Annotated in this window: 16 protein-coding genes; 8 read left to right on the forward strand and 8 right to left on the reverse strand. The window is 70.8% G+C overall.

Annotation, left to right across the window (positions count from 1 at the left end; genetic code table 11):
* Window positions 1–9 precede the first annotated feature (9 nt).
* On the forward strand, window positions 10–1,500 hold the full coding sequence (locus D7X99_RS00855; RefSeq protein WP_121776010.1) for a mechanosensitive ion channel family protein: 1,491 nt from the start codon (window positions 10–12) through the stop codon (window positions 1,498–1,500).
* Between the two features lie 24 nt (window positions 1,501–1,524).
* Here the strand turns inward: D7X99_RS00855 and D7X99_RS00860 are convergent, their stop codons facing one another.
* Together D7X99_RS00860 and D7X99_RS00865 are read right to left on the reverse strand one after the other, a co-directional pair.
* Window positions 1,525–2,580, reverse strand: a complete 1,056-nt coding sequence (locus D7X99_RS00860) for a lipase secretion chaperone (protein WP_121776041.1) — start codon at window positions 2,578–2,580, stop codon at window positions 1,525–1,527.
* Window positions 2,581–2,602: 22 nt separating this feature from the next.
* Entirely contained in the window at window positions 2,603–3,532 is a 930-nt protein-coding gene (locus tag D7X99_RS00865) for a triacylglycerol lipase (RefSeq protein WP_121776011.1), read from the reverse strand.
* A 281-nt stretch (window positions 3,533–3,813) separates the two neighbouring features.
* On the opposite strand from D7X99_RS00865, the gene D7X99_RS00870 reads away from it, so the two are divergent.
* Entirely contained in the window at window positions 3,814–4,599 is a 786-nt protein-coding gene (locus tag D7X99_RS00870; RefSeq protein ID WP_121776012.1) for a hypothetical protein, read from the forward strand.
* Window positions 4,600–4,611: 12 nt separating this feature from the next.
* Here D7X99_RS00870 and D7X99_RS00875 read toward each other — a convergent pair whose 3' ends face one another.
* Window positions 4,612–5,364: a pyridoxal-phosphate dependent enzyme gene (locus D7X99_RS00875; RefSeq protein WP_121776042.1), complete on the reverse strand. Its 753-nt coding sequence runs from the start codon at window positions 5,362–5,364 to the stop codon at window positions 4,612–4,614.
* Between the two features lie 160 nt (window positions 5,365–5,524).
* Here D7X99_RS00875 and D7X99_RS00880 point away from each other — a divergent pair, with 160 nt between their 5' ends.
* Complete coding sequence (locus tag D7X99_RS00880; protein ID WP_121776013.1) at window positions 5,525–6,553, forward strand: lipoate--protein ligase; 1,029 nt, start codon at window positions 5,525–5,527, stop codon at window positions 6,551–6,553.
* Window positions 6,554–6,578: 25 nt separating this feature from the next.
* On the opposite strand, the gene D7X99_RS44365 is transcribed toward D7X99_RS00880, so the two are convergent.
* Window positions 6,579–7,955, reverse strand: a complete 1,377-nt coding sequence (locus D7X99_RS44365; protein ID WP_283247205.1) for a hypothetical protein — start codon at window positions 7,953–7,955, stop codon at window positions 6,579–6,581.
* A gap of 116 nt (window positions 7,956–8,071) precedes the next feature.
* Here D7X99_RS44365 and D7X99_RS00890 point away from each other — a divergent pair, with 116 nt between their 5' ends.
* From D7X99_RS00890 to D7X99_RS00910, 5 genes are all read left to right on the forward strand, one after another.
* The gene (locus D7X99_RS00890; protein ID WP_121776014.1) at window positions 8,072–9,901 is read left to right on the forward strand and encodes a HAMP domain-containing sensor histidine kinase; all 1,830 of its coding nucleotides are present in this window, start codon (window positions 8,072–8,074) and stop codon (window positions 9,899–9,901) included.
* Window positions 9,898–10,623 (forward strand): response regulator transcription factor, encoded by a 726-nt coding sequence (locus tag D7X99_RS00895; RefSeq protein WP_121776015.1) that lies wholly within the window; start codon window positions 9,898–9,900, stop codon window positions 10,621–10,623. Before D7X99_RS00890 ends, D7X99_RS00895 begins: the two co-directional genes overlap by 4 nt.
* A gap of 117 nt (window positions 10,624–10,740) precedes the next feature.
* A complete protein-coding gene (locus D7X99_RS00900; protein ID WP_121776016.1) occupies window positions 10,741–11,493 on the forward strand; it encodes an energy transducer TonB in 753 nt (250 codons plus the stop codon).
* Window positions 11,494–11,684: 191 nt separating this feature from the next.
* Entirely contained in the window at window positions 11,685–13,172 is a 1,488-nt protein-coding gene (locus D7X99_RS00905; RefSeq protein WP_121776017.1) for an NAD(P)/FAD-dependent oxidoreductase, read from the forward strand.
* A gap of 113 nt (window positions 13,173–13,285) precedes the next feature.
* Window positions 13,286–13,543, forward strand: coding sequence for a hypothetical protein (locus D7X99_RS00910; RefSeq protein ID WP_121776018.1), 258 nt, complete (start codon window positions 13,286–13,288; stop codon window positions 13,541–13,543).
* Between the two features lie 80 nt (window positions 13,544–13,623).
* Here D7X99_RS00910 and eutB read toward each other — a convergent pair whose 3' ends face one another.
* From eutB to D7X99_RS00930, 4 genes are all read right to left on the reverse strand, one after another.
* A complete protein-coding gene (eutB, locus tag D7X99_RS00915) occupies window positions 13,624–15,861 on the reverse strand; it encodes an ethanolamine ammonia-lyase subunit EutB (protein WP_121776019.1) in 2,238 nt (745 codons plus the stop codon).
* 124 nt (window positions 15,862–15,985) lie between these two features.
* On the reverse strand, window positions 15,986–17,380 hold the full coding sequence (locus tag D7X99_RS00920) for a hypothetical protein (RefSeq protein ID WP_121776020.1): 1,395 nt from the start codon (window positions 17,378–17,380) through the stop codon (window positions 15,986–15,988).
* Between the two features lie 44 nt (window positions 17,381–17,424).
* Window positions 17,425–18,579 carry a hypothetical protein gene (locus D7X99_RS00925; protein ID WP_121776021.1) on the reverse strand — a complete coding sequence of 385 codons (1,155 nt, stop codon included), beginning with the start codon at window positions 18,577–18,579 and terminating at the stop codon, window positions 17,425–17,427.
* A complete protein-coding gene (locus D7X99_RS00930) occupies window positions 18,576–20,534 on the reverse strand; it encodes an ATP-binding protein (RefSeq protein ID WP_121776022.1) in 1,959 nt (652 codons plus the stop codon). The genes D7X99_RS00925 and D7X99_RS00930 overlap by 4 nt, the downstream gene beginning before the upstream one ends.
* Between the last annotated feature and the right edge of the window lie 33 nt (window positions 20,535–20,567).

Below are 20,567 nucleotides of genomic sequence, written 5' to 3' on the forward strand. Positions count from 1 at the left end.
TCACCGGACGTGTTGAACTTCCTCGAAGGCCACCTCCCCCTGCTGGCGGGCTCCATCCTGACGGTGCTCCTGCTGGGCATCCAACGGACCACCCGCGACCCGGACCTGCGCGACGACCTGCGGGGCGCGGTGCGGATGCTGCTCGCCTTCCTGGTGCTGCGGCTGGCGGCGCGCCTGCTGCCAGAGGCCTCGACGCCGGAGGGCCTGCACAAGTTCGTGAACGTGGGCTGGATGCTCACGTTCGCATACGGCGTCATCCGGGCCGCGGTGGCGTTCGCGCTGAAGCTGGTGCGGATGCGCTCGCCGGTGACGACGCCGAAGATTCTCCGCGACGTCATCGACTTCACGCTGTACGCGCTCGCCACCGTCCCCATCCTCCAGAGCCAGCTCAACCTGGACCTGGCGGGCCTGGTCGCGTCCACCGCGGTGCTGACGGTGGTCATCGGTCTGGCGCTCCAGGAGACGCTGGGCAACCTCTTCGCGGGCCTGTCGCTGCAGTTGGACCGGCCGTTCGAGGTGGGCGACTTCATCCGCATTGGCGAGCACACCGGACGGGTGGTGCACATCGGGTGGCGCTCCATCCGCATCGCCAACTTCCGGCGTGAGGTCATCACCCTGCCCAACAGCATGGTGGGCAAGGAGCACGTGAAGAACTTCACCCAGCACCGCGAGCCCGTGGGCATCGAGGTGCAGGTGGGCGTGTCCCTGGACGCGCCGCCCAACCAGGTGAAGAAGGCACTGCTGGAGGTGGCCCGGGAGATTCCCCAGGTCCTGGTGCAGCCGCCGCCCATCGCGCGCACGGTGGCCTTCACGGAGTCCAACACGCAGTACATGGTGCGCGTGTTCCTCAATGACTTCGCGCTGTCGGACAGCGTGAAGGAGGAGCTGCACACGCGGCTGTGGTACCGGCTGCGCCGCGAGGGCATGGAACTGCCCCACGCCCAGCGCACGGTGACCCTGCGCCGCGAGACGAAGCACCACCGCCGCGAGCTGGCGGACGAAACCGTGCGCGACCTCTTGCGCCAGGTGGACCTCTTCGCGCCTCTGGGCCCGGAGGAGCTGGAGCGCCTGCAGTGCGAGGTGGTGGTGCGCCGCTTCGGCCGCAACGAGCGCATCATCCAGGAGGGCGACGAGGGCGGGACCTTCTACGTCGTGGCCTCCGGCGAGGTCAGCGTGCGCGCCGGCACGCTCCAGTCCGAAATCACGCGGCTGGGGCCGGGCCAGTACATCGGGGAGATGTCCCTGCTCACCGGCGAGCCCCGCGCCGCCACGGTGGTGGCGCTCCAGGACTCCGTGCTGATGGAGCTGGACCGGCCCACCTTCGCGCGCCTGTTCTCCGACTACCCGGGCCTCGCCCGGCAGCTCTCCGCGCTCCTCGCCCAGCGCCGCACCCAGCTGCGCGCCGTGGCCCAGGCCGCGGGCGGCGGGCCGGACCATTCACCCGAGGCGGGCCGCATCCTCGGAAGGCTGCGGTCGCTCTTCGGCCTCACGCACGAATAGGGTTCAAGCGGACCTGATGCCGCCTCACCCGCCTCCGGAACCGGTGGCTGCTTCGATGGTGTCCGCGGCCTCCACCCGGAGGCGCTCCTCCGGGGTGAACGAGTCGAACAGCAGCCGCTGCACCGCGGCCTGACGCCGGGTGGGGTCCGGCTCGCTCTGGGCCAGCGCCTCACGCTTGGCGCGGAAGTCCGCCAGCCGCTGCTTCCACTGCGCGCGCTCCGCGTCCAGCGCCTCCAGCCGCCCGGTGGCCTCTGGCCCCACGGTGGACAGCCGGTGCTGGCGCAGGTCCGCGGCCGTCGCTCCCGCCGCCAGCAGCTCCTGCTCCACGGCCTGCTGCCGCAGCGGGCGCACGGCCTCCTCGCGGCTGGCGCGCACGTCCGGGGGCAGCCGCTCCTCCAGGGCCGCCATGCGCTGCTCGCGCTCCTCCTTCGTCAGCGACGCGTCCTTCATCAGCTTCAGCCGCTCCACGGCGACGGCGTCCACCGCCTCCTCCTGCCCGAAGAGGCCGTCAGCCGCGCCGCCCAGGTGCTCCCGGCGCAGCTTGCGCAGGGACTCCAGGCGCTCGGCGGTGTCCATCGTGGCCGCGGAGCCCTTCGACCCCAGGCCCCGCGCTGCCTCCAGATAGGCCAGGTAGTCGTCCAGCACCTGCACCGCTTCGTCCATGGCGGCGGCAGGCAGCTTCTTCGCCCGCAGCGCCGCGAGGATGCGCTCGCGGATGAGCGACACCGGCTCCTCACCCGTGGCGGACAGGTAGTAGTTGAAGAGCCGGCGCAGGTCCGCGTTCGGCACCAGGTGCCCGGACGCATCCACCAGCACCGCGCCATCCTCCTCCGTGTCCTTGAGCGAACCGGGCAGTGGCGGCAGCGGCGCGCCAGCCTGCGAGTCCGGGCTCGCCGTCACGACAGCACCGGGAACGGCGGGAGACGCCCCCTGCGGCCGCGACCCCTGAGCGACGGGAACGGCGGACGGCGTTACAGCGAGTCCGGGCGCGTCCTCCGCCCGGACCTTCCACCACGAGAAGACGCCGGCACCCAGGAGGGCGCACAGCGCGACCACGAGAATGACGGCGCGGCTCTTCATGGTGGGGCGCTCCATCAACGGATTACAGGCCCGCGGTCTTCAGGCGGTTCGCCTGGGTGCGGAACACGGACTTCGGGTCCGTGAAGAACGCCGTCAGGCCCAGCACCTGGTTCACTTCGTCCAGGTGGTTCATGTCGTAGTTGTCACGGATGACCGTGCCGAAGCGCGAGCTGCAGCGGCCCACGAGGCCGTCGTTGGCCTCGCTGTAGAAGAAGGACGACAGCTTCAGCGCGTAGTCGGACGCGTCGAAGACGTTGGTGAAGGGATCCGTGCCGGACCAGGAGTAGTAGCGCTGACCCTGCGTGCCCGTCGCCGCGCCAGTGCCGCACGAGGAGGTGGGCAGACCCGCCGGGTACTTCGCGTTGTACGTGGCCGCGCCCGAAGCGGACAGCGCCGTCAGCGCGCCGATCGCGTCCTGGGACTGCGTGTGGCCGGACAGCAGGCCCAGCACCAGGCCCAGGTTGTTCGCGAAGTACGACAGCACGCCCTCCGTGAACGAACCGCCCTTGATGTTCGAGCGCAGGTAGGTGGCCAGGTCCGCGCCCTTGTGCGGCGTGCCCACCGTCGTCACGGACGCCACCAGGTCCGGCCGCACCGCCGCCACGTAGCGCACGTCCAGGCCGCCGTGGCTGTGGCCAATCAGGTTCACCTTCTTCGCGCCCGAACGCGCGAGCACGTCCTGCACCTGCGCCAGCAGCGCCTCGCCGCGCGCCTCGCTCGTGTTGAACTGCGGAACGTGCGTGATGTAGACCTTCGAGCCGCCCGACTTCAGCGTCGACTCGATGCCGTAGAAGTAGTCGAGCACCCCGAACAGCGAATCAAAACCCGCCATGCCGTGCGCCAGCACGATGGGGTACTTCGTCTGCGTGTACGTATCCGCGGCGCGCGCGGGCTGCGCCCAGAGGGCAAGAACCGCGACAGTCAGAACGAGGGTCCGGACGGCGTTTCGCATACAGGCTCCTGATTGGGGAGGGCGGATCATCGAAGGGATTGACCCGCGAATCAGCCCATAAAGCGAGACACTGATAAAAATCAAGCCAACCTCAGAATTAACTGCAAAGCGTGTCAGCTCCGGGTCAGGCCGGACGCATGGTGTGTGTTGTCCTTCCCTCCACGACACGACGCGTCAGCAACCGAGACGCGCTGCGCAATCCCAAATCAACGCAATGCATTACGATTTCAACACCCCGCGTCGGAGTGGCAGCATGCGGGCCCTTCCCGAGGAGCACGCGCTTGGACACCGCCGCCTATCAGGCCTTCACCGTGGAATTGACGCGCAGGGCTGACGCGGACGGCCGTTTCCGCGGGCTCGTGGCGCTGGGCTCGATGGCGGCGCGCGACTACGCGCCGGATGACTTCAGCGACCATGACTTCTTCGTCGTCGCATGGCCCGGACACGCTGAAACATTGAGACAGGAGCGCGGCTGGCTGCCCCGCGCGGAGGACGTGGCGCTGGCGTTCCGCGAGACGGCGCACGGCCTCAAGGTCGTGTACCGCGACGGGCACCTGTTGGAGTTCGCGGTGTTCGACCTGGAGGAGCTGTCGTTCGCGCGCGTCAACCGCTACCGAGTGCTGCTGGACAAGGGCGGCGTGACGGAGCGCATGGACGAGCGCGCGCGGGACACGGCGGCGGAGCTCCAGCGCACGGCCCCGGACGACGCGTGGCTGTTCGGGCAGTGGCTCACGCAGGTGCTGGTGGGCGTGGGGCGCCACGCGCGCGGCGAAGGGCTCAGCGGGCGCTCGCGGCTCTACGAAGCGGTGCGTCTGTTCTGCCTGCTGCTCGCGCGCCACGTCCCCGCCCCTGCTGCTTCGCTGTTGGACGGGTTGGATCCGGTGCGGCGCGTGGAGCGCGTGTATCCGGAGACAGGCGGTGAGCTGGCGCGAGCGTTGGCAGGCGATACGCCGGGCCTCGCACGCACGCTCCTGCGGCTGGCTGAACGCGAGCTGTCCCACGTGCCCGCGTACCCGCGCGACGGAGTGGCCGCCGTGCGGGCGCGGCTCGATTCGTTGCGCAGGTAGGCGAGCGGCACCTCAGGCGCGGGCGGCGTCCGGTTCCCGGGCGTTGTGCGCGATGACGAGCACCCGTTCGGGATGCGGCTGCCGGCGCGCCCAGTCCAGGAGCGCGGTGAAGGCATCCGGCGTGGAGGCGGCCGTGGCCAGGAGCATGCGCGGCTGGTGTTCGAAGAACAGGTCCTCCGCTCCCAGGTTCTGGGCCCCCCACGTGCGCCAGCCGGGCACCGACGTGCCGGGCGCGGGCTGCAGGCCGGTGACGGTGAAGCCACCGGCCATGAAGACGCGCGTCAGGCCCACCAGCGTCGCGCCCGTGCCGAAGCCACACACCACGTGCCGCACCGTGGGGAAGCGCTCGCGCACCTGCGCGCGCAAGCCCGACGCCCAGGCCTCCACGCACGCGACCATCGCTCGATTGGTGAGCTGCCGGGGCCAGCTCCAGCCCTCGCGCTCCAGGGACTGGGCCTGGTGGAACATGTCCGCCATCGAGTCCACCTGGCGCACCTGCCCCTGGAAGCCGTTGGCGCGCAGGTACGTCGCGCCCGCCGCGTCCGTCAGGGCCACCGTGGGCAGGCCCCGCTCGCGGCCCAGGAGGTCCAGCGCCAGCGCGCTCGACGCGCCGGACAGCTCCACCAGCCCGCGCGAGCCCGGCGGCATCGCGGCCAGGTAGCGCGCGAAGGTGAGGTACTTGAGGCTGCCGGACGGCTGCGCCCCACCCCACAGCACCACCGGACCGCCCGCACGAGGACGCGACAGGGAAAACACTCCACGCATGGCCGCCCCCATGGCGCGCACCCGCATTCCGCGCCCGACACGCGCCGGAGTCTTCCGGAGGCGGCCCCCCTCGGCCATTGCCCCCAGGGAGGAACGGATGTCCTGAGTGGGACGGCGCAAGTCCCTGCAAGCACGTGGCGGGCGGTTATGCTCCGCGCCCATGTCTCAAGCCCCGCGCGTCCGCATCCTGCTGTCGGAGACGTACAACCCCTGGTTCAACCTGGCGACCGAGGACTGGATCTTCCGCGAATTGGATCCCTCCACCCAGACGCTCTTCCTCTGGCGCAACGACAACACGGTCGTCGTCGGCCGCAACCAGAACCCGTGGTCCGAGTGCAACCTCGCGCGCATGGAGGAGGACAAGGTCTTCCTCGCGCGGCGCACCAGCGGCGGCGGCGCGGTGTTCCACGACCTGGGCAACACCTGCTTCACGTTCCTGTCCGCGAAGGAGGGCTACGACAAGACGGCGAACGTCCGCATCCTGCTGGACGCGCTGTCGCGGCTGGGCGTGACGGCGCAGGCGTCCGGGCGCAACGACCTGGTGATTCCGCTGGAGGACGGCCCCCGGAAGATCAGCGGCAGCGCATACCGCGAGACGAAGGACCGCGCCTTCCATCACGGCACGTTCCTCATCCACGCCAACCTGTCGCGGCTGGCCAACTACCTCACGCCGCACCCGAAGAAGCTGGAGTCCAAGGGCAGCGCGTCGGTGCGCTCGCGCGTGATGAACATCCGCGACCTCCAGCCGGAGACCTCCCATGAGTCGCTGGTGAAGGCGATGATCGGCGCCTTCTGCGACTTCCACGGCGCCACCGCGGAGCCGGAGCTGCTGGAGCCCTCGTTCCTGGAGAGCCAGCCGTCGCTCAAGCGCACCTTCGATCATTACGCGTCGTGGGACTGGCGCTTCGGCAACGCGCCCCGCTTCAGCCACCAGATGGTGGAGTACCTGTCGTGGGGCTTCTTCGAGGTCCACGTCGACACGGAGAACGGACACGTCACCCGCGCGCAGGTCTTCTCGGATGCGCTCTACCCGGACCTCGTGCAGGACCTGCAGGCGGCGCTCACCGGCAAGCCGCACAGCCGCGACGGGATGCAGCAGGCCGTCGCCGAGGTCCGCGCCCGCCACCCCTCGCAGGAGCGCGAGTTGGCGGAGCTGGAGACGTGGCTGATGGGCCAGGTCGAGGTCTGACCCGGCCCATCCGCCGTCACTTCACTCAGCGATGGCCACCACCGCCGTGGCCACCGCCGGAGCCGCCACCCCAGCCGCCGCCGCTGCCGCCGCCGCGGCTGCTGGAGCCGTGAGACGCACCGCCGCTGGAGCCGCGCGAGGAGGAGGAACCACCGCCGCGGCCGGAGCTGCCGCCACCCCAGCCGCCGCTGTTGCTGCTGGAGGACCCGCCGCCGGTCTGCTGGACGCGGCCGGAGCTGCCGCCGCCCCAACCGCCGCCGCTGCTGGACGAGGAGCGTCCCCCGCCACCCGACGGCGGACGCGCGGGGCTGGAGCCGCCACCCGACGACGGACGCCCGGGGCTGGAGCCACCATTCCAACCGCCGGAACCACCGCTGGACTGGTGCGCGCCGCCAGTCGTGCCGCGCCCACCAGGGGGCGGACTGCGCGTGCCACCCCAGCCGCCGCTGTTGCCGCTGTTGCCGTTGTTCGACGAGTGGACGCCGCTGCCCTGCGGACGGTAGGGCCCGGGACGGCTGTTGCCCCGGCCACCGTTGGACGTGTAGCGCCCGGGCGACGCGTCATGCGAGCGCGGGCTGTTGTACCGGTACGGCCCCGGGCGGGAGTAGTGGTAGCGCCCCGGGCGGTAACGGTCGTGCCCGTAGCCGTAGTAGCGCCACGACACGCCCGGATACCGGTACCACGAGCGCAGGAACAGGTTCGGACGGCCGAAGGAGAACGAGATGTGCGCGTGGCGGTAGACCGGCACGACGACGCGCACCGAGCCGTTGTAGCCCCAGCCGCCGCCCACGAACGCCCAGGACGGGCCACGGCGCACCCAGTGCGGCGACACGAACACCAGGCCCGGACGCGGCGGCTCCATCCAGGAGCCGGAGACCCACTCGTAGCCGTTGGCGCCCCAGTACCAGTAGCCCGGCGCCCACGTGTAGCCCACGGACGGCGCGGGGGGCGGCGACTCCACGCGCAGGGCCGGAGGCGCCTGGGTGGCCGTCACGTCCTCGCTGGCGACCTCCACGGGGATCTCCACCTCGGTGGAGCCCTCCTGGGCCCAGCCGCCGGACACCCAGCGCCAGACGTCGTCGTCCTGCGCCCAGTAGCCGTTGACGTACTGGTAGCCGGGCATGCGCTCCACCCAGCCGCCGGACTTGAACTGCCAGCTGTCGCCGTCCCAGTACCAGTGCCCGGACGTCCAGACCGCGCCGGCATAGGGCCGGGGGGTCGGTGACTCGGCGGGCAGGTCAGGGGGCGGAGAGGGCGCGATGGGCCCGGAATCATCCGCGTTGGACTGCTGGGCGTACCCGTCGTCATCACCCCAGTCATCCGCGGCGACCGGCGAGGTCTGCGCGAACGCCCCCTGGGTCGCCAGGCCGACAATCAAACCCATCCACCATCGAGAACCCATGACTCCGTCTCCGATCTCCAGACACCCGTGGGGACGCCGGCTGCCCCCACTTTATTCACCCTGGAGGCTCCCGGCCCGCAAACCTGTCGACACTGCTACAGTCCCAAGGGACGCGAATGCTGCGCCGACTCCTCCCCACATTGCTCGCCCTGGGCTTCGGACTGCTGGCCCTCGGATGGGGGCTGGTGAGCCTCCAGCGCATCTTCACCCAGGAGCGTGAGGACGCGCGCGCCCAGGTGCGCTCGCGGCGCATCGCCCTGGAGCAGCTGGCCGCCGAGTCCCTGCGCACCGCGCTCGCGCAGATGATGAAGTCCCACCTGCCGAAGCTCAACGCGGCCGTGGGCGACCCGCTGCTGCCCGCCGAGGGCTACTACCTGCTCTTCCGCGGCCACCAGTTCCTGCCGCGCGTGGACTGGCCCCGGGAGGGCGCGGACGTCCCGGCCCAGGCCAACTACACGATGCTGGCGCACGCGCTGGAGGATGGTCAGGCCCCCTCCCCCTACCAGGAGCGGCTGTCCCGGCTGCGCGCGGCGGAGGCCGCCCGGGCCTCCAGCAGCGAGGCGCGCAAGGACGCGGCGGTGGAGTCCCTGCTGCGCTACCACGCGGCGCACCCGCTGCCGCCGGATCAGGAGCTGCCCTTCACCCTGCTGATGGTGGAGTACCTGCAACGCGGCGAGGAAACGCAGCCCCTCATCCGGGCGCTGGTGCGCGAAGGCCTTCCGGAGGAGCTGGGCGGCATGTCGCGGGACGCGGGCCTGCAGCGCAACGTGCTGCGCTCCCGGGCCCAGCTCACGCAGCCGGACTTCAACTTCCTCCAGGCGCGCATCGTGGCGTTGAGCCGCACCCTGTCGGAGCCGTCCGACGCCTTCGTGGCGCGCGTGCAGGAGGCCGGCGCGGGCGCCCTGGTGCTGCCGGAGCCGCTGGACGGTCCCACGCTCCTGGCCGAGCAGTGGTACGTGGAGCCCGCGGCCGAGCAGGTGCACGGGCTGGCCGTGGACATGGGCGCGCTGCTCTCCGAGCTGACGCAGGAGCTGCGCGGGCGCAACCTCATCCCCCGGGATGGACAGGTGCGGCTGGGGCCCGGCGGCGTGGCGCGGCCCCTGAAGCACCCGGGGCTGGAGGTGGCCACGCCCGGGTGGGCCGCGGCGGAGGCGGACATCGAGGCGCGATACGGCCTGAAGACGCTGCTCGTGGCGGCGTGCGGCGCGCTCGCGTCGGCCATCGCGGCGCTGGCGGTGGTGGCCCAGCAGCGCAAGTACCGCTTCGTGGAGCTCAAGAGCGACTTCGTCTCCACCGTGTCCCACGAATTGCGCACGCCGCTCGCGTCCATCCGCCTGTTGGGGGAGACGCTGGAGCGCCGGCTGGGCAAGAGCCCGGAGGCGGGGGACTACCCCACCCGCATCGTGCGCGCGGCGGAGGGGCTGCACTTCCTGGTGGAGAACATCCTGTCCTTCAACCGCATCGACAAGGGGCGATGGGCGCTGAGGCCCGCGCGCGTGCGGCTGGAGGAGGCGGTGGGCAACCTGCGCGACGACTTGATGGACGCCGTCACCGTGCCGGTGGAGCTGAGCTCGGACGTGGGGGACGTGGAGCTGGACGCGGACGCGTCGCTCGTGCGGATGCTCTTCGCCAACCTGGGCCGCAACGCCTGTCTCTACAACCTGCGAAGCCCGGTGGTCCTCACGGTGCGCGCCTATCCGCAGCCGGGCTTTGGCGCCACGGTGCTCTTCAGCGACAACGGGGTGGGCATTCCCCCGGAGGAATGGGAGCGCGTGTTCCAGGACTTCTACCGACTGACGACGCCCGGGCCGGAGGTGCATGGAAGTGGCCTGGGGCTGGCGCTGTGCCGCAGAATCATGGGCCTGCACCAGGGCAGCATCCAGGTGGCCTCCTCCGGCCCCGAAGGCACGACCTTCGCCCTGACCTTTCCCGAGACGCGCAGATGACGACGCAGACGCCACCCTCCACCACCCGCCCGACCATCCTCATCGTCGAGGACGACGCCAACCTGCGCCTGGGCCTGCGCGACAACCTGCGCGACGAGGGCTACGACGTGACGGACGCCCCGTCCGCGAAGGACGCGGCGCCAATCTTGAAGTCGCGGGCGTTCGACCTGCTCATCCTGGACGTGATGCTGCCGGGCGAGGACGGCTACAGCTTCTGCCGCCGCCTGCGCGCGGAGGGCGTGAAGAGCATGGTGCTGATGCTCACCGCGCGCTCGCTGGAGGACGACCTGGTGCGCGGCTTCGAGGCCGGCGCGCAGGACTACCTCACCAAGCCCTACCGGCTGCGGGAGCTGCTCGCGCGCGTGCAGGCGCTCGTGCGCAGGGCGGGCACGGCGCCGCCGCAGGTGGTGACCTTTGGCGCCTTCACGCTGGACCTGGGCCGCCGCGCGGTGCTGCGGGCGGACGGCGGTGAAGTGGACCTGACGCGCACGGAGTTCGACCTGCTGGCGTTCCTGTTGCGCCACCGCGACCGCGCCCTGCCCCGAGGCGAAATCCTGGACGCGGTGTGGGGCCGCGACGTCGTGGTGGATCCGCGCACGGTGGACAACTTCGTGTCGAACCTGAAGAAGAAGCTCGGGTGGACGAGCACGTCCGGCTTCACCATCCACACGCTGCGCGGCGTGGGCTACCGCATGGAGGTCCTGAGCGGCGGCCCGTCATGACGCAACCATGACCAACACATGGAGCCCTGTCGGCCTTTCGACTGGCGGGACTTCGTACCTTGCATCTTGTGGGGACGGGACGCCTGGAGCGTCCGCCCCGAACAGGAGGCGGGTCAGATGTTTGAGTCGGTCATCGAACGGCGGGGAGTGCGCTCGGGACGGTTCGGCACGGGCGCGTGGGTGTCCATCGGCGTGCACGCGGGGCTCCTGGGCCTGGTGTTCTTCATCTCCGGCCGCGTGCCCGAGACCGTCGAGGCTCCCTGGGTGAACATCGTCCATCGCGGGCCCGCCATCCAGAGGGGTACGAAGCAGGCCGCGCAGCCGAAGCCGGCCACGACGACCGCACCGAAGCCGAAGCCGCGCACGGACCGCATCCCGCTGAACCCGAAGCCGCTGCCCGCGGATCCGCCGGAGGCGAAGCCGGATCCGGAGCCGACGACCATCGCGGACGCGGCGGCCACCACCGACGCGACGGGCACGGGCGAGACCGGTCAGTCGGGTGACCCGGACGGGAGTCAAGACAGTGACAGCCCCATCGGCGTCGCGGGCGTGCCGGTGATCCCGACCGCGCCCACGGGCACGGATGTGCTGCCCTTCCAGGGCGGGATGACGCCCCCGAAGATGCTGAGCGGTTCGCAGTTCAGCTACACGCTCGAAGCGCGGCGCGCGGGCGTGGAGGGGATGATCATCGCGAAGTGCGTCATCACCACGGAGGGCCGGGTGCGCGACTGCCGCATCATCAAGGGCCTGCCGTTCATGGATGACGCGGTGCTGGAGTCCCTCTCCTCGCGTCAGTACCAGCCGCTGACGTTCCAGGGCCGTCCGGTGAACGTGTCGTACACGTTCAACATCAAGCTGAAGATGCCGTAGCCGCGGGGCCGGGTGTTCGCCAGTGGAAGCGCCCGGACGCCTGTCTCCCCCTCGAGTGGGGAAAAGAATCGCGGCGGGAGTGCGGGCCCGTTAGGAGACTCCCGTCGCGCCTGGCCATGTGCGCGATACCGGCACCGGAAGGAGCGGGTCTCCCCCGGCCCGCTCCCGGTGCCGGTCCCTTTACCCGAGCAATGGCGGACACCTGGTACGACGCGGTGGTGGTGGGTGCGGGCTTCGGCGGCCTGGGTACTGCGCTGGAGTTGTGCCGCCGGGGCGCCCGGGTGGCGCTGTGCGAAGGGCTCAACTACCCGGGCGGCTGCGCGAGCACCTTCCGGCGCGGGGGCTACGCCTTCGAGTCCGGCGCCACGCTGTTCTCCGGCTTCGGTGAGCATCAGCTCTTCGGCCGGTGGATCCGCGAGCACGCGCTGGACGTGACGGTGGACTGGTTGGATCCCCTGGTGGAGCTGCGAACGCCGGGGATGCGGCTGCCCGTGCACCGGGACCGGGAGCGGCTCATCACCGAGTTCTGCGCGCTGCCCGGAGCCCCCGTGCGGGGCGTGCGGCGGTTCTTCGAGTTGCAGGCCCAGGTGGCCGGTGCGTTGTGGCCGCTGTTCGATGACCCGGACCTGTTGCCGCCGTTGAACCTGAAGACGCTGATGCGGCACGCGGGGCGCGCGTGGTCATACATGCCGCTGGCGCGGTGGCTGGGCCGTCCGCTGGGCGCGGTGCTCGCGCATCACGAACTGGAGGGCTTCACGCCGCTGCGCACGTATCTGGATGCGCTCTGTCAGATCACCGTGCAGTGCCCCGCGGCGGAGGCGGAGGCGCCGTTCGCGTTCGCGGCGATGGACTACTACTGGCGCGGCACGGGGCACGTGCGGGGCGGCATCGGCCGGTTGGCGACGGCGCTGACGAAGGCCATCTCGGCCCGGGGCGGCGACGTGTTCATGGCGAACCGGGTGCGCGCGGTGACGCCGGTGGATGGAGGCTGGCGGGTGACGGCGCGCAGGGGTGAGCTGCTCGCCCGGCATGTGGTGGCCAACGTGCTGCCTCAAGGGCTGCGCACGCTGATGGAAGTTCCGGTGGGGCGGCTTCCCCGGGTGGATGCGCTCGCGGAGCGCGTGGACGACGGCTGGGGCGCGGCGATGCTCTACCTCGTCGTGCGGCCTCCCGAGGGTGACTCCGGCGGCGCGCATCACTTCGAGCTGGTGCGCGACGAGCAAGCCCCCTTCATCGAAGGCAACCACCTCTTCGCCTCCGTGAGCGGAGCGGCGGACGAAGGGCGCGCACGGCCGGGGCAGCGCACGGTGACGGTGTCCACGCACGTGCCGTTGAGGAAGGTCGCGGGCATGACGCCTGAGGAGCAGGCGCCCTACTTCGCCGGGCTCCATGCGCGGATGCGCGAGAACCTGGAGGCGCTGCTCCCGGAGTGGATGGCCAACGTGGTGCACGTCATGACGGCGTCGCCGCGCACGTTCCAGCGCTTCACGTTGCGCGAGGCTGGCGCGGTGGGCGGAGTTCCCCGTCGCGCGGGGTTGAACAACTACCGCGTGCTGGGACCCTTCCAGGCGCAGCGCGGCGTGTGGTTGGTGGGGGACTCCGTGTTTCCGGGCCAGAGCACCCTGGCCACCGCGGTGGGGGGCGTGCGCACCGCCGCGAGCATCGCCGCGTTGCGCTGACGCTATGTTTTACAATGCAACCCGTCATCCACGGTTCCACTGAAATCCGCGACACCCTGTTTCACGCACAGTCGCATGCCGCATATGGTTTGCGTCCCCCTCAAGGAGGACACATGCGGTCATTCATTCTCGGTGGTGTGCTGGCGATGGCGGTGGGCTGTGGCGGTCCCATGGAGCAGGAGAGCGAGCCGAACCTGGCCACGCAGGAAGCTCCCCTGCCGGACTGCTCCAACGAGCCGAACGCGAACCTGCACCGGTATTACAACGACGCCGCGCACACCCAGTTGATTGGTGAGTTTGGTTGCTACTGCGGCGGGCTCTACTACTGGGGCGGCCGGTCGGTCTACTCGGAGTACATCCAGGAGTGCTGAGCCGCTGACGTCAGCAGTGGCGTGACCCGGCATTGCGCGCCGGGTCACGCATCGAAATTTCCAAAGACAGACGCACGTACCTAGGCAACCCCCGACACCATGGGGGCGGTTGAAGTCCGCGTCTCCGCGAGGATCCGCGCCAGCTCCACGGCGGCGTCCTCCGGCCGGACGCTGGTGTCCGAGATGCCGGCGATGAGCCGGGTGCGGTCGTGGTCCACCGCGCCCGGCTTCACCCAGGTGTCCGCGTCCGGCGCCGTGAGATACGCGGAGAAGGCGTGGTGCCCGGAGCCGGGGCGCTCGCCAATCACATGCACCAGGGCGCGCGGACGCGGGTCCCCTTCCGCGCCGAACAGCAACTGGCCCACCTGGTAGCCCGCGCGCACCCGGCCGTGCTTCACCACCAGCACCTCCGGCGCCACCCTCCAGCCCGTCCCCTCCAACTCCGAGCGCAGCCGCGCCAGGAACGGCGCCAGGTGGCCCTCGTCCATCAGCGAGCGCGGATCCAGCCCGTCCGAGATGACCACCTGCGCGTCGTACCGGCCCGCGTGCTGGTCGCGCAGCGCGCGCACCTTCGCCTCCGAGGCCTCGTCCAGAGACTCGCCGGACGGCGGGTGCAGGATGTAGTCGCGACGGTCCAGGGAGCGCGACTTGAGCCACGCCGCGCGCGGGATGGACTCCACCGCCGCTTCGGACAGCTCCGACCACAACCCCACCTTGCCGTCGTCGTAGAGGCCGCGCACCTCCCGCTCCAGCGTGGGCTCCAGCGTCCAGGGGGCCTCGCCGTGCCCCACCGCCAGCGGAACACCCCGGGCACGCACCTCCGCCATCTTCACTTCCGCCTCCGCCCGCAGCTCCGCCTCCGGACGCGTGTCGCCCTTGGCCCGGCGGAAGTGCACGTAGACGTGGGCCGGGTCGCCGAAGTGCTTCGTGGGCCGGCCGTCCGCATCGATGACGCCCAGGCGCTGGAAGAAGGCCCACATCCGGTCGTCCACCTTCAGGCCGTACCGCTCGCGCAGCCGCACGTGGTCCTGGAAGGACGTGGTGAGGTAGCTGAGCATCGGATCATTCCGCGTGGGCAGCGACATCATGTACGCCGGCCCGGCCTCCGCGAGCTGCTCCTGGCACCAGCCCAGGTCATCCAGCGTGACGTCCATGTGCAACGTGGAGCACACGTCCAGGCCCAGCGTGAGGCCGTGCAGCTTGCCCATCACGATGTCTTCCAGGCAGCAGCGCACCAGTTGCTCGCGCGTGCGGAAGACCTCCGGGCCAATGAAGCCCGCCACGTCGTTGACGTGCACCCACGGCGCCGCGTCCCGCCCCGTCCCCTCCTGAGCCAGGGCCACGCGGCGCTTGAGCGCTCGCGCGAAGCCGTACTTGCGCGACTCGTGGATGAGCATGTCCGTGCCGTGGTGGTGCCCGTTCGTCGCGTCCGCCCCCTGCCCCGTCTCGAAGTACAGGCCCCACTTGCCGGTGCGCGACGCCGCGTGCGCCACCATCTTCTCCAGCGTCACGTCGAAGGTGCGGTTGGCCGCTTCGTTTCCACCGAGGCTCTGGAACCAGATGCCCGTGGTGCCCGGCCGCATCGCCTCCACCTGCGCCTGCACGTCGATGTGCGAGAGCACGCAGTGGGGCATCACCTCCTCCAACCCGAACGTCACCAGCACGTCGTGCAGCGCGGACTCCACCGCGGCCACCGACGCCACGTCCGAGGACACCGGGTTGGTCCCCAGCACCACGTCGCCCACCGCGAAGGACCACCCGTTGAGGACCTGCCAGCAGATGTCCTCTGGATGATCCGTGGGCGAGTTGGGCTGCAAGCGCGCCCCCAGGTAGCCCTTCGCGCCCACGCAACTGCCCGGCAACGGATGGAAGATGCGCCCACCGACTGTCTTCAGCTCCGCGTCGTCCATCAGCTTCACGACGCACGCGATGACGTCGCTGGGCAGCCCGTCCAGGACGTCAAGCACCTGGGGCTCCGGCGCGGTGAGCAGGAAGTCCTTGAGCTGGCCCAACGTCCAGTCCGCCACGCGCTTCCAGCGCGCCGCGTCCCACGCCTCCAGGTTGAAGACATACAGCCGGTCCTCGAACGGAGGATGCGCGTGCAGGTCGTCCAGCTGCGTGCGCGACAACAGGGTCCGCGCGTTGCGCCGCGAAGCCTCGTCCGCCGCCGCGACGCCGATGGCCTCGTCGCCTTCCTTGAACGCATTCGCCGCGCCCAGCACCTGCTGATACAGGCGCGCATCGAAGCCGCCGCTCAGGCGCTGCACGTAGTCGATGACATCTTCGTGGGGGAGGACGTCGGGGAGACAGACGCTCATGGGGCGAGAGCTTTAACCGGCGCCCCCACCGCGCCACCATCCCCCGAGGGCCGTGTCGCCTGCGTGACGCCCGGACGCCTGCCCTCCGCGATGCTTGGTGTTACAATCGTTAGCGCGCTGAAGCTCACCCGCCGTTCTTGCCAGGGACGCAGCCCGCCGCGGGCTTCCAGGTGAGCAGCGCGTCCACCCGCGCGTCCTGGACCTTCGACACGCCCTCTGGTGCGTCGACGCGATTGACGCCGGGCCCTCGCGTGAAGTCGAGCTCCCGGACAGGGACGGGCAATGCCGGGCAGCCCTCCTGCAACGTGGCTTCTGCTTCGGTCATGAGCACGTTCGCGTGGTCCTCGCCGGGAGCCCACGAGTAGGGAAACCTGAAATCGCCAGAGAGAGGCTCCGCGCCTCCGGGAGGAAACCACTTCCAGCTCAAGGTCGTCTGCGCGGTGGATCCTCCGAAGACCCCACCGGCGATTCCGCCCTCGCGCCCTTCATCGGTCGCGGGCCACTCGACGCGGAGGCCCTTCGGCACCGGCACGCGCACGGCCTCCACCTGCACCCGGTCCTTCACCTCTGGCTCCAGCAACAGCATCCACATCAGTTCGCGGATCCGCTCCGGCGACACGCGCCCCACCCTCACACCGGACTGCCGTGCGGCGTCCGTTCCCGCCACGTCCACCTTGCCGTCGGACTTCAACGCCAGGTTGGAGCAGCTGCTCGAGCGGAACGTGGTCCCCGTCGCCAGGTGGTAGGCGTCGAGCTGATCACAGAACGCGTAATGCCCCCGTCTGCCCCGTATCACCAGCCAGCCGTCCGTCGGCGCTCGGATGCGTCCCAGTGGAAGCGCGGGCAGAACGTGCCGTGCCCCCGGGCTTAACGCCAGGCATGCGCGCCACGTCATGTAGCGATGGAGGGATGGCTGTTTCCGGGCTTCCTTCATGCAGTCTGGCGGAGTCTGAGCATCCTCGTCGAACGTGCCGGGGCGACGGTTCTCCGGACGGAAGGACTTCTCCGCCCGCGCGCGCCAGGCCTCGGTCTCCGCGCCGCAATCCCCCACCTTCATGGGACACAGCAGGGAGGCCAGCCGATGCCTCGGTGACGCCTCGCGCGACAGCACGTCGCGAACGTCCGGCGGAATCACGATGGTCTGCGCCCCTGGACCGCCCAGCTCCAGATAGGACGTGAAGTACGCCTTGCCCCCGTCGCGCCACCACGTCTTCAACGCGAGCGCGGGCACGGAGCCCTCCTCGTTCTGGGTCAGCGCTTCCAGCCCCTCCTCCTCGCGGGCGATCCGGAAGCAGCGGTGGCCCAGCAGGGACAGGAGCCCGGTCTGTGCCGCCACCACCTCTCCGTCGTCCGCGAGCGCCTCCATCCGCGCGTCGAACGCGGTCAACTGCTCCCGCGCCGACTTCCAATCGGCGGAGTCCGGCGTACACGGGACGATGCGCCCCGCCTGCGAGGGCGATGCCGCCAACAGCCAAACCAGCCCGAACGACACCATGAGGGACACGGACATGACCGCCATGGCACCCGTTCCCAGGCTCGGACGTCAAGTCGCGTGGCGGCGCACTACTCGCCGAGGAGGGCCGACCAGAAGCGCACCATCTTCAGCGCCTCCATCGCGCTGGCCTGCCGGTCCATCTCCGCGTGGGTGATGAGCGGCGTGGGCCGCAGGTGCACCTGCGTGTGGGGCTCCAGCGCGCGCGCCAGCAACGTGGATTCGATGGCGGGGATGACGGAGTCGTCCGTCCCGTGCAGCAGGTACACCGGCGCCCGGGGCGAGGGAGAACGATCCGGCGACAGCGACGGGTCTCCGGCGAAGTCCTTCACGAAGGGCAGCAACCGGGTCCCCAGCGCGGCCACATCGCGCGTGTTCACCTGGTGCAGCAACGTGGCGGTGGGCTCCGGCAACGTGGCCTCCATCGCGCGCGCCTCCGCGAACGCGGCCTCGGCCTGCTTCGAGTCCACGAGCGTCAGGTGCGACGCGTGCATGAACTTCAGGACGCCCTCGCGCAGGGCCGCCACCTGCTCCGGCGGCACCAGCCGGTCCGCGACGTTCAGCAGGATGACCACCACGCCGTAGTCGTGCGGCTTGCGGTGCACCCCGTCCGCCTGCACGCCCGTGCACAGGAAGGACAGCACGCGTGAAAGGTCGCCGTGACCTCCGAAGGACAGCACCGCGGCCACCTTGTCGCGCAGCGCGGGCCGGCCCGCCGCGACGACGGACAGCCCTCCGGAGAAGCTGATGCCGAAGAGGTCCACCTTCCCCTCCGGCGCCAGCGCTCCCGGCCCCAGCGCCCACAGGGCCGTGTCCTCGATGTCGTCCGGCAGGCACGGCGTGATTTCGTAGCGCAGCAGGTCCGGCGGCTCCGGCGTGAGCACCGGATGTCCGCTCATCGCCAGGTCCTCCGCCAGACTCACCAGCCGGGGCTCGTCGATGCCCGCCGCGTGCACGCCCGACGTGAGGACGATGAGCCGTCCCCTGCGCCGGTCCGGATGGTAGAGCCGCGCACGCATCGGCCCGTGGCGCGTGGGCACGCTCAGGTCCGCGACGGTGAAGGCCCCGGTGCCGTAGCGGGCCAGCGCATCCGCCGTGGTGCCGTGGAGCCCCGCCGCGCGCAGCACGAAGGACAGCCCTCGCAGCTCGGGCGGCAGCAGGAAGACGACCGCGAGCAGCAGGGCCGCCAGCACGGCCCCCAGCGTCCAGCGCGTCCGGTGCTTCATTGCATCAGGGTTTCGACGAAGGTGCACAGCTGGTCGCGCTCGAAGGGCTTCTCCAGCAGCTCTCGCGCGCGGCGGCCCACGAACTCACGGGCCTGCGGGTTCACCCCGCCCGTCATCAGACCGGTGCGCGGCGCCAGCTCCGGCGCCAGCCGCTCCAGCTCCACCAGGAAGTCCATGCCGCTCATGCCCGGCATCATCAGGTCGCAGAGGATGGCGTCGAACTTCTCGCCGTGCGACAGGCGCTTCAGTGCCTCGCGCGCGTCCTGGATGACGTGCACCTCGTAGCGGTTGCGCAAGAGGCGGCTCACCGCGCTGCCCACCGCGGCCTCGTCGTCGATGAGCAGCAACCGGCGCAGGTCTCGCGTCGTGCGCACTGACTGCGGCGAGGGCGCTGCCGTCACGGCCGGGGTGGCCTGTGCGGACTTGAGCGCTTCGGGCGGCAACGTCAGCGCCGGCAGCTCCACGCGGAAGAGGCTGCCCTGCCCCTCTTCGCTGGCCACCTCGATGTGGCCGCCCATCGCGTGCACCAGCGTGAGGCAGATGGACAGGCCCAGGCCCGTGCCGCCCTTGGGCGAGCGCGTGGTGAAGAACGGGTCGAAGATGCGCTGGCGCACCTCCGCGGGCATCCCGTGCCCGTTGTCCTCCACCTCGATGAGCACGTGGCCCTCGCGGCCCGGACGCACGCTCAGTTTGATGAGGTTCTCCTCCGGGGCCCTATCGCCGAAGGCCTGGAGCGCGTTTGTCAGCAGGCCCGTGACGACCTGCGCCAGCCGGCCTTCGTTGCCATGCACCGCGGCCACCGGCTCCAGGTCGCACGCCATGCACGCGCGGTGCTGGAGGTCGTCGCGCATCAGCTTGACCGCGTTCTCCACCGCGCGCCGCACATCCACCGGACCGTGCTTTTCCTCCTCCGTGCGCGAGAACGTCCGCAGGTCGCGCACGATGGAGCGCACCCGCCCCGCGCCCTCCAACGCCTCCGCCACCACCTGCCGCAGCTCCTCCAGTTGCTCGGGCGGCACCGGAAGCACCGGCTGCGCGACGCGCTCCCAGAGGTAGGCCAGGTTGGAGGTCACGTAGGAGAGCGGGTTGTTGATTTCATGCGCGACGCCCGCGGCCAGCGTGCCCACGGACGTCATCCGCTCCGCCAACCGCCGCTGCGTCTCCTGGCGGGAGCGCTCGGTGACGTCGCGCACCAGCCCCACCAGGAAGCGCTCACCGTTGGGCAGCATGTACGCGGCCCGCTGCGTGAGCACCTCGTGCGAGCGGCCCTTGGTGTCGGTGAAGGAGCCCTCGTCCTCCACGGTCTGCCCGGTGGTGAAGGCGCGCTCGTCCTGGCGCCACGACGCCTCCGCCTCGTGCGGTGGCACCTGCGCCGAGGAGACCATGCCCCGCAGCGCTTCGGCGGGTTGATCCAGCAGGCGGCAGTAGGCGCTGTTCACCGCCACGAGCCGGTGTTCGCGGTCCTTGATGAACAGCGGCTCCGGCACCGCGTCCAGCGCGCCCTGGAACATGTCGCGGGCCCGCCGGAGCGCCTGCGCGTCCCCGTCCGCGGACCTGCGCCGCAGCGCCACGAGCCTCGCGCCCCACCGGGTGCCGGGCGGCGCCACGCACTCGTCCGCGCCCGCGGCCACCAGCGCCTCCGCCTCCTCGCCCTCGCGCTTCGTCAGCACGACCAACCAGGTCCGTGTCGGCAGCCGCCGCGCGTGCGCCCACTGGCAGCGCGCCTTCACGGCCTCCAGGGGACCGCCGTGGTCCCAGAGGACGAGGAGTCCTTCGGGCAACGGCTCCGGCGGGGACTCCACGCGGATCACACGACACGCGCGCCCCTCGGCCGTGGCGCAAAGGTCGCGCTCCACGTCCTGGGCCACCGGGGCTGGAACCGCCACCAGCATTGCGTGCACCGCGTCGCTCCTCGCGCACCGCAGGATCATTTTTCCCGCGTCGCCCGACCGCATTGCAGCCTTGACCGCGCCAACCCGTCAACGCGG

This window comes from Corallococcus sp. AB032C (genome assembly GCF_003668935.1).
GTDB classification, from domain to species: Bacteria; Myxococcota; Myxococcia; order Myxococcales; family Myxococcaceae; genus Corallococcus; species Corallococcus exiguus.

Bases quoted from the DNA above. Each gene is read 5' to 3' on its own strand.
- D7X99_RS00860 (WP_121776041.1), bottom strand. From the start codon at position 2,580: ATGAAGAGCCGCGCCGTCATTCTCGTGGTCGCGCTGTGCGCCCTCCTG.
- D7X99_RS00865 (WP_121776011.1), bottom strand. From the start codon at position 3,532: ATGCGAAACGCCGTCCGGACCCTCGTTCTGACTGTCGCGGTTCTTGCC.
- D7X99_RS00875 (WP_121776042.1), bottom strand. From the start codon at position 5,364: ATGCGTGGAGTGTTTTCCCTGTCGCGTCCTCGTGCGGGCGGTCCGGTG.
- D7X99_RS00880 (WP_121776013.1), top strand. From the start codon at position 5,525: ATGTCTCAAGCCCCGCGCGTCCGCATCCTGCTGTCGGAGACGTACAAC.
- D7X99_RS44365 (WP_283247205.1), bottom strand. From the start codon at position 7,955: ATGGGTTCTCGATGGTGGATGGGTTTGATTGTCGGCCTGGCGACCCAG.
- D7X99_RS00890 (WP_121776014.1), top strand. From the start codon at position 8,072: ATGCTGCGCCGACTCCTCCCCACATTGCTCGCCCTGGGCTTCGGACTG.
- D7X99_RS00895 (WP_121776015.1), top strand. From the start codon at position 9,898: ATGACGACGCAGACGCCACCCTCCACCACCCGCCCGACCATCCTCATC.
- D7X99_RS00900 (WP_121776016.1), top strand. From the start codon at position 10,741: ATGTTTGAGTCGGTCATCGAACGGCGGGGAGTGCGCTCGGGACGGTTC.
- D7X99_RS00905 (WP_121776017.1), top strand. From the start codon at position 11,685: ATGGCGGACACCTGGTACGACGCGGTGGTGGTGGGTGCGGGCTTCGGC.
- D7X99_RS00910 (WP_121776018.1), top strand. From the start codon at position 13,286: ATGCGGTCATTCATTCTCGGTGGTGTGCTGGCGATGGCGGTGGGCTGT.
- eutB (WP_121776019.1), bottom strand. From the start codon at position 15,861: ATGAGCGTCTGTCTCCCCGACGTCCTCCCCCACGAAGATGTCATCGAC.
- D7X99_RS00920 (WP_121776020.1), bottom strand. From the start codon at position 17,380: ATGGCGGTCATGTCCGTGTCCCTCATGGTGTCGTTCGGGCTGGTTTGG.
- D7X99_RS00925 (WP_121776021.1), bottom strand. From the start codon at position 18,579: ATGAAGCACCGGACGCGCTGGACGCTGGGGGCCGTGCTGGCGGCCCTG.
- D7X99_RS00930 (WP_121776022.1), bottom strand. From the start codon at position 20,534: ATGCGGTCGGGCGACGCGGGAAAAATGATCCTGCGGTGCGCGAGGAGC.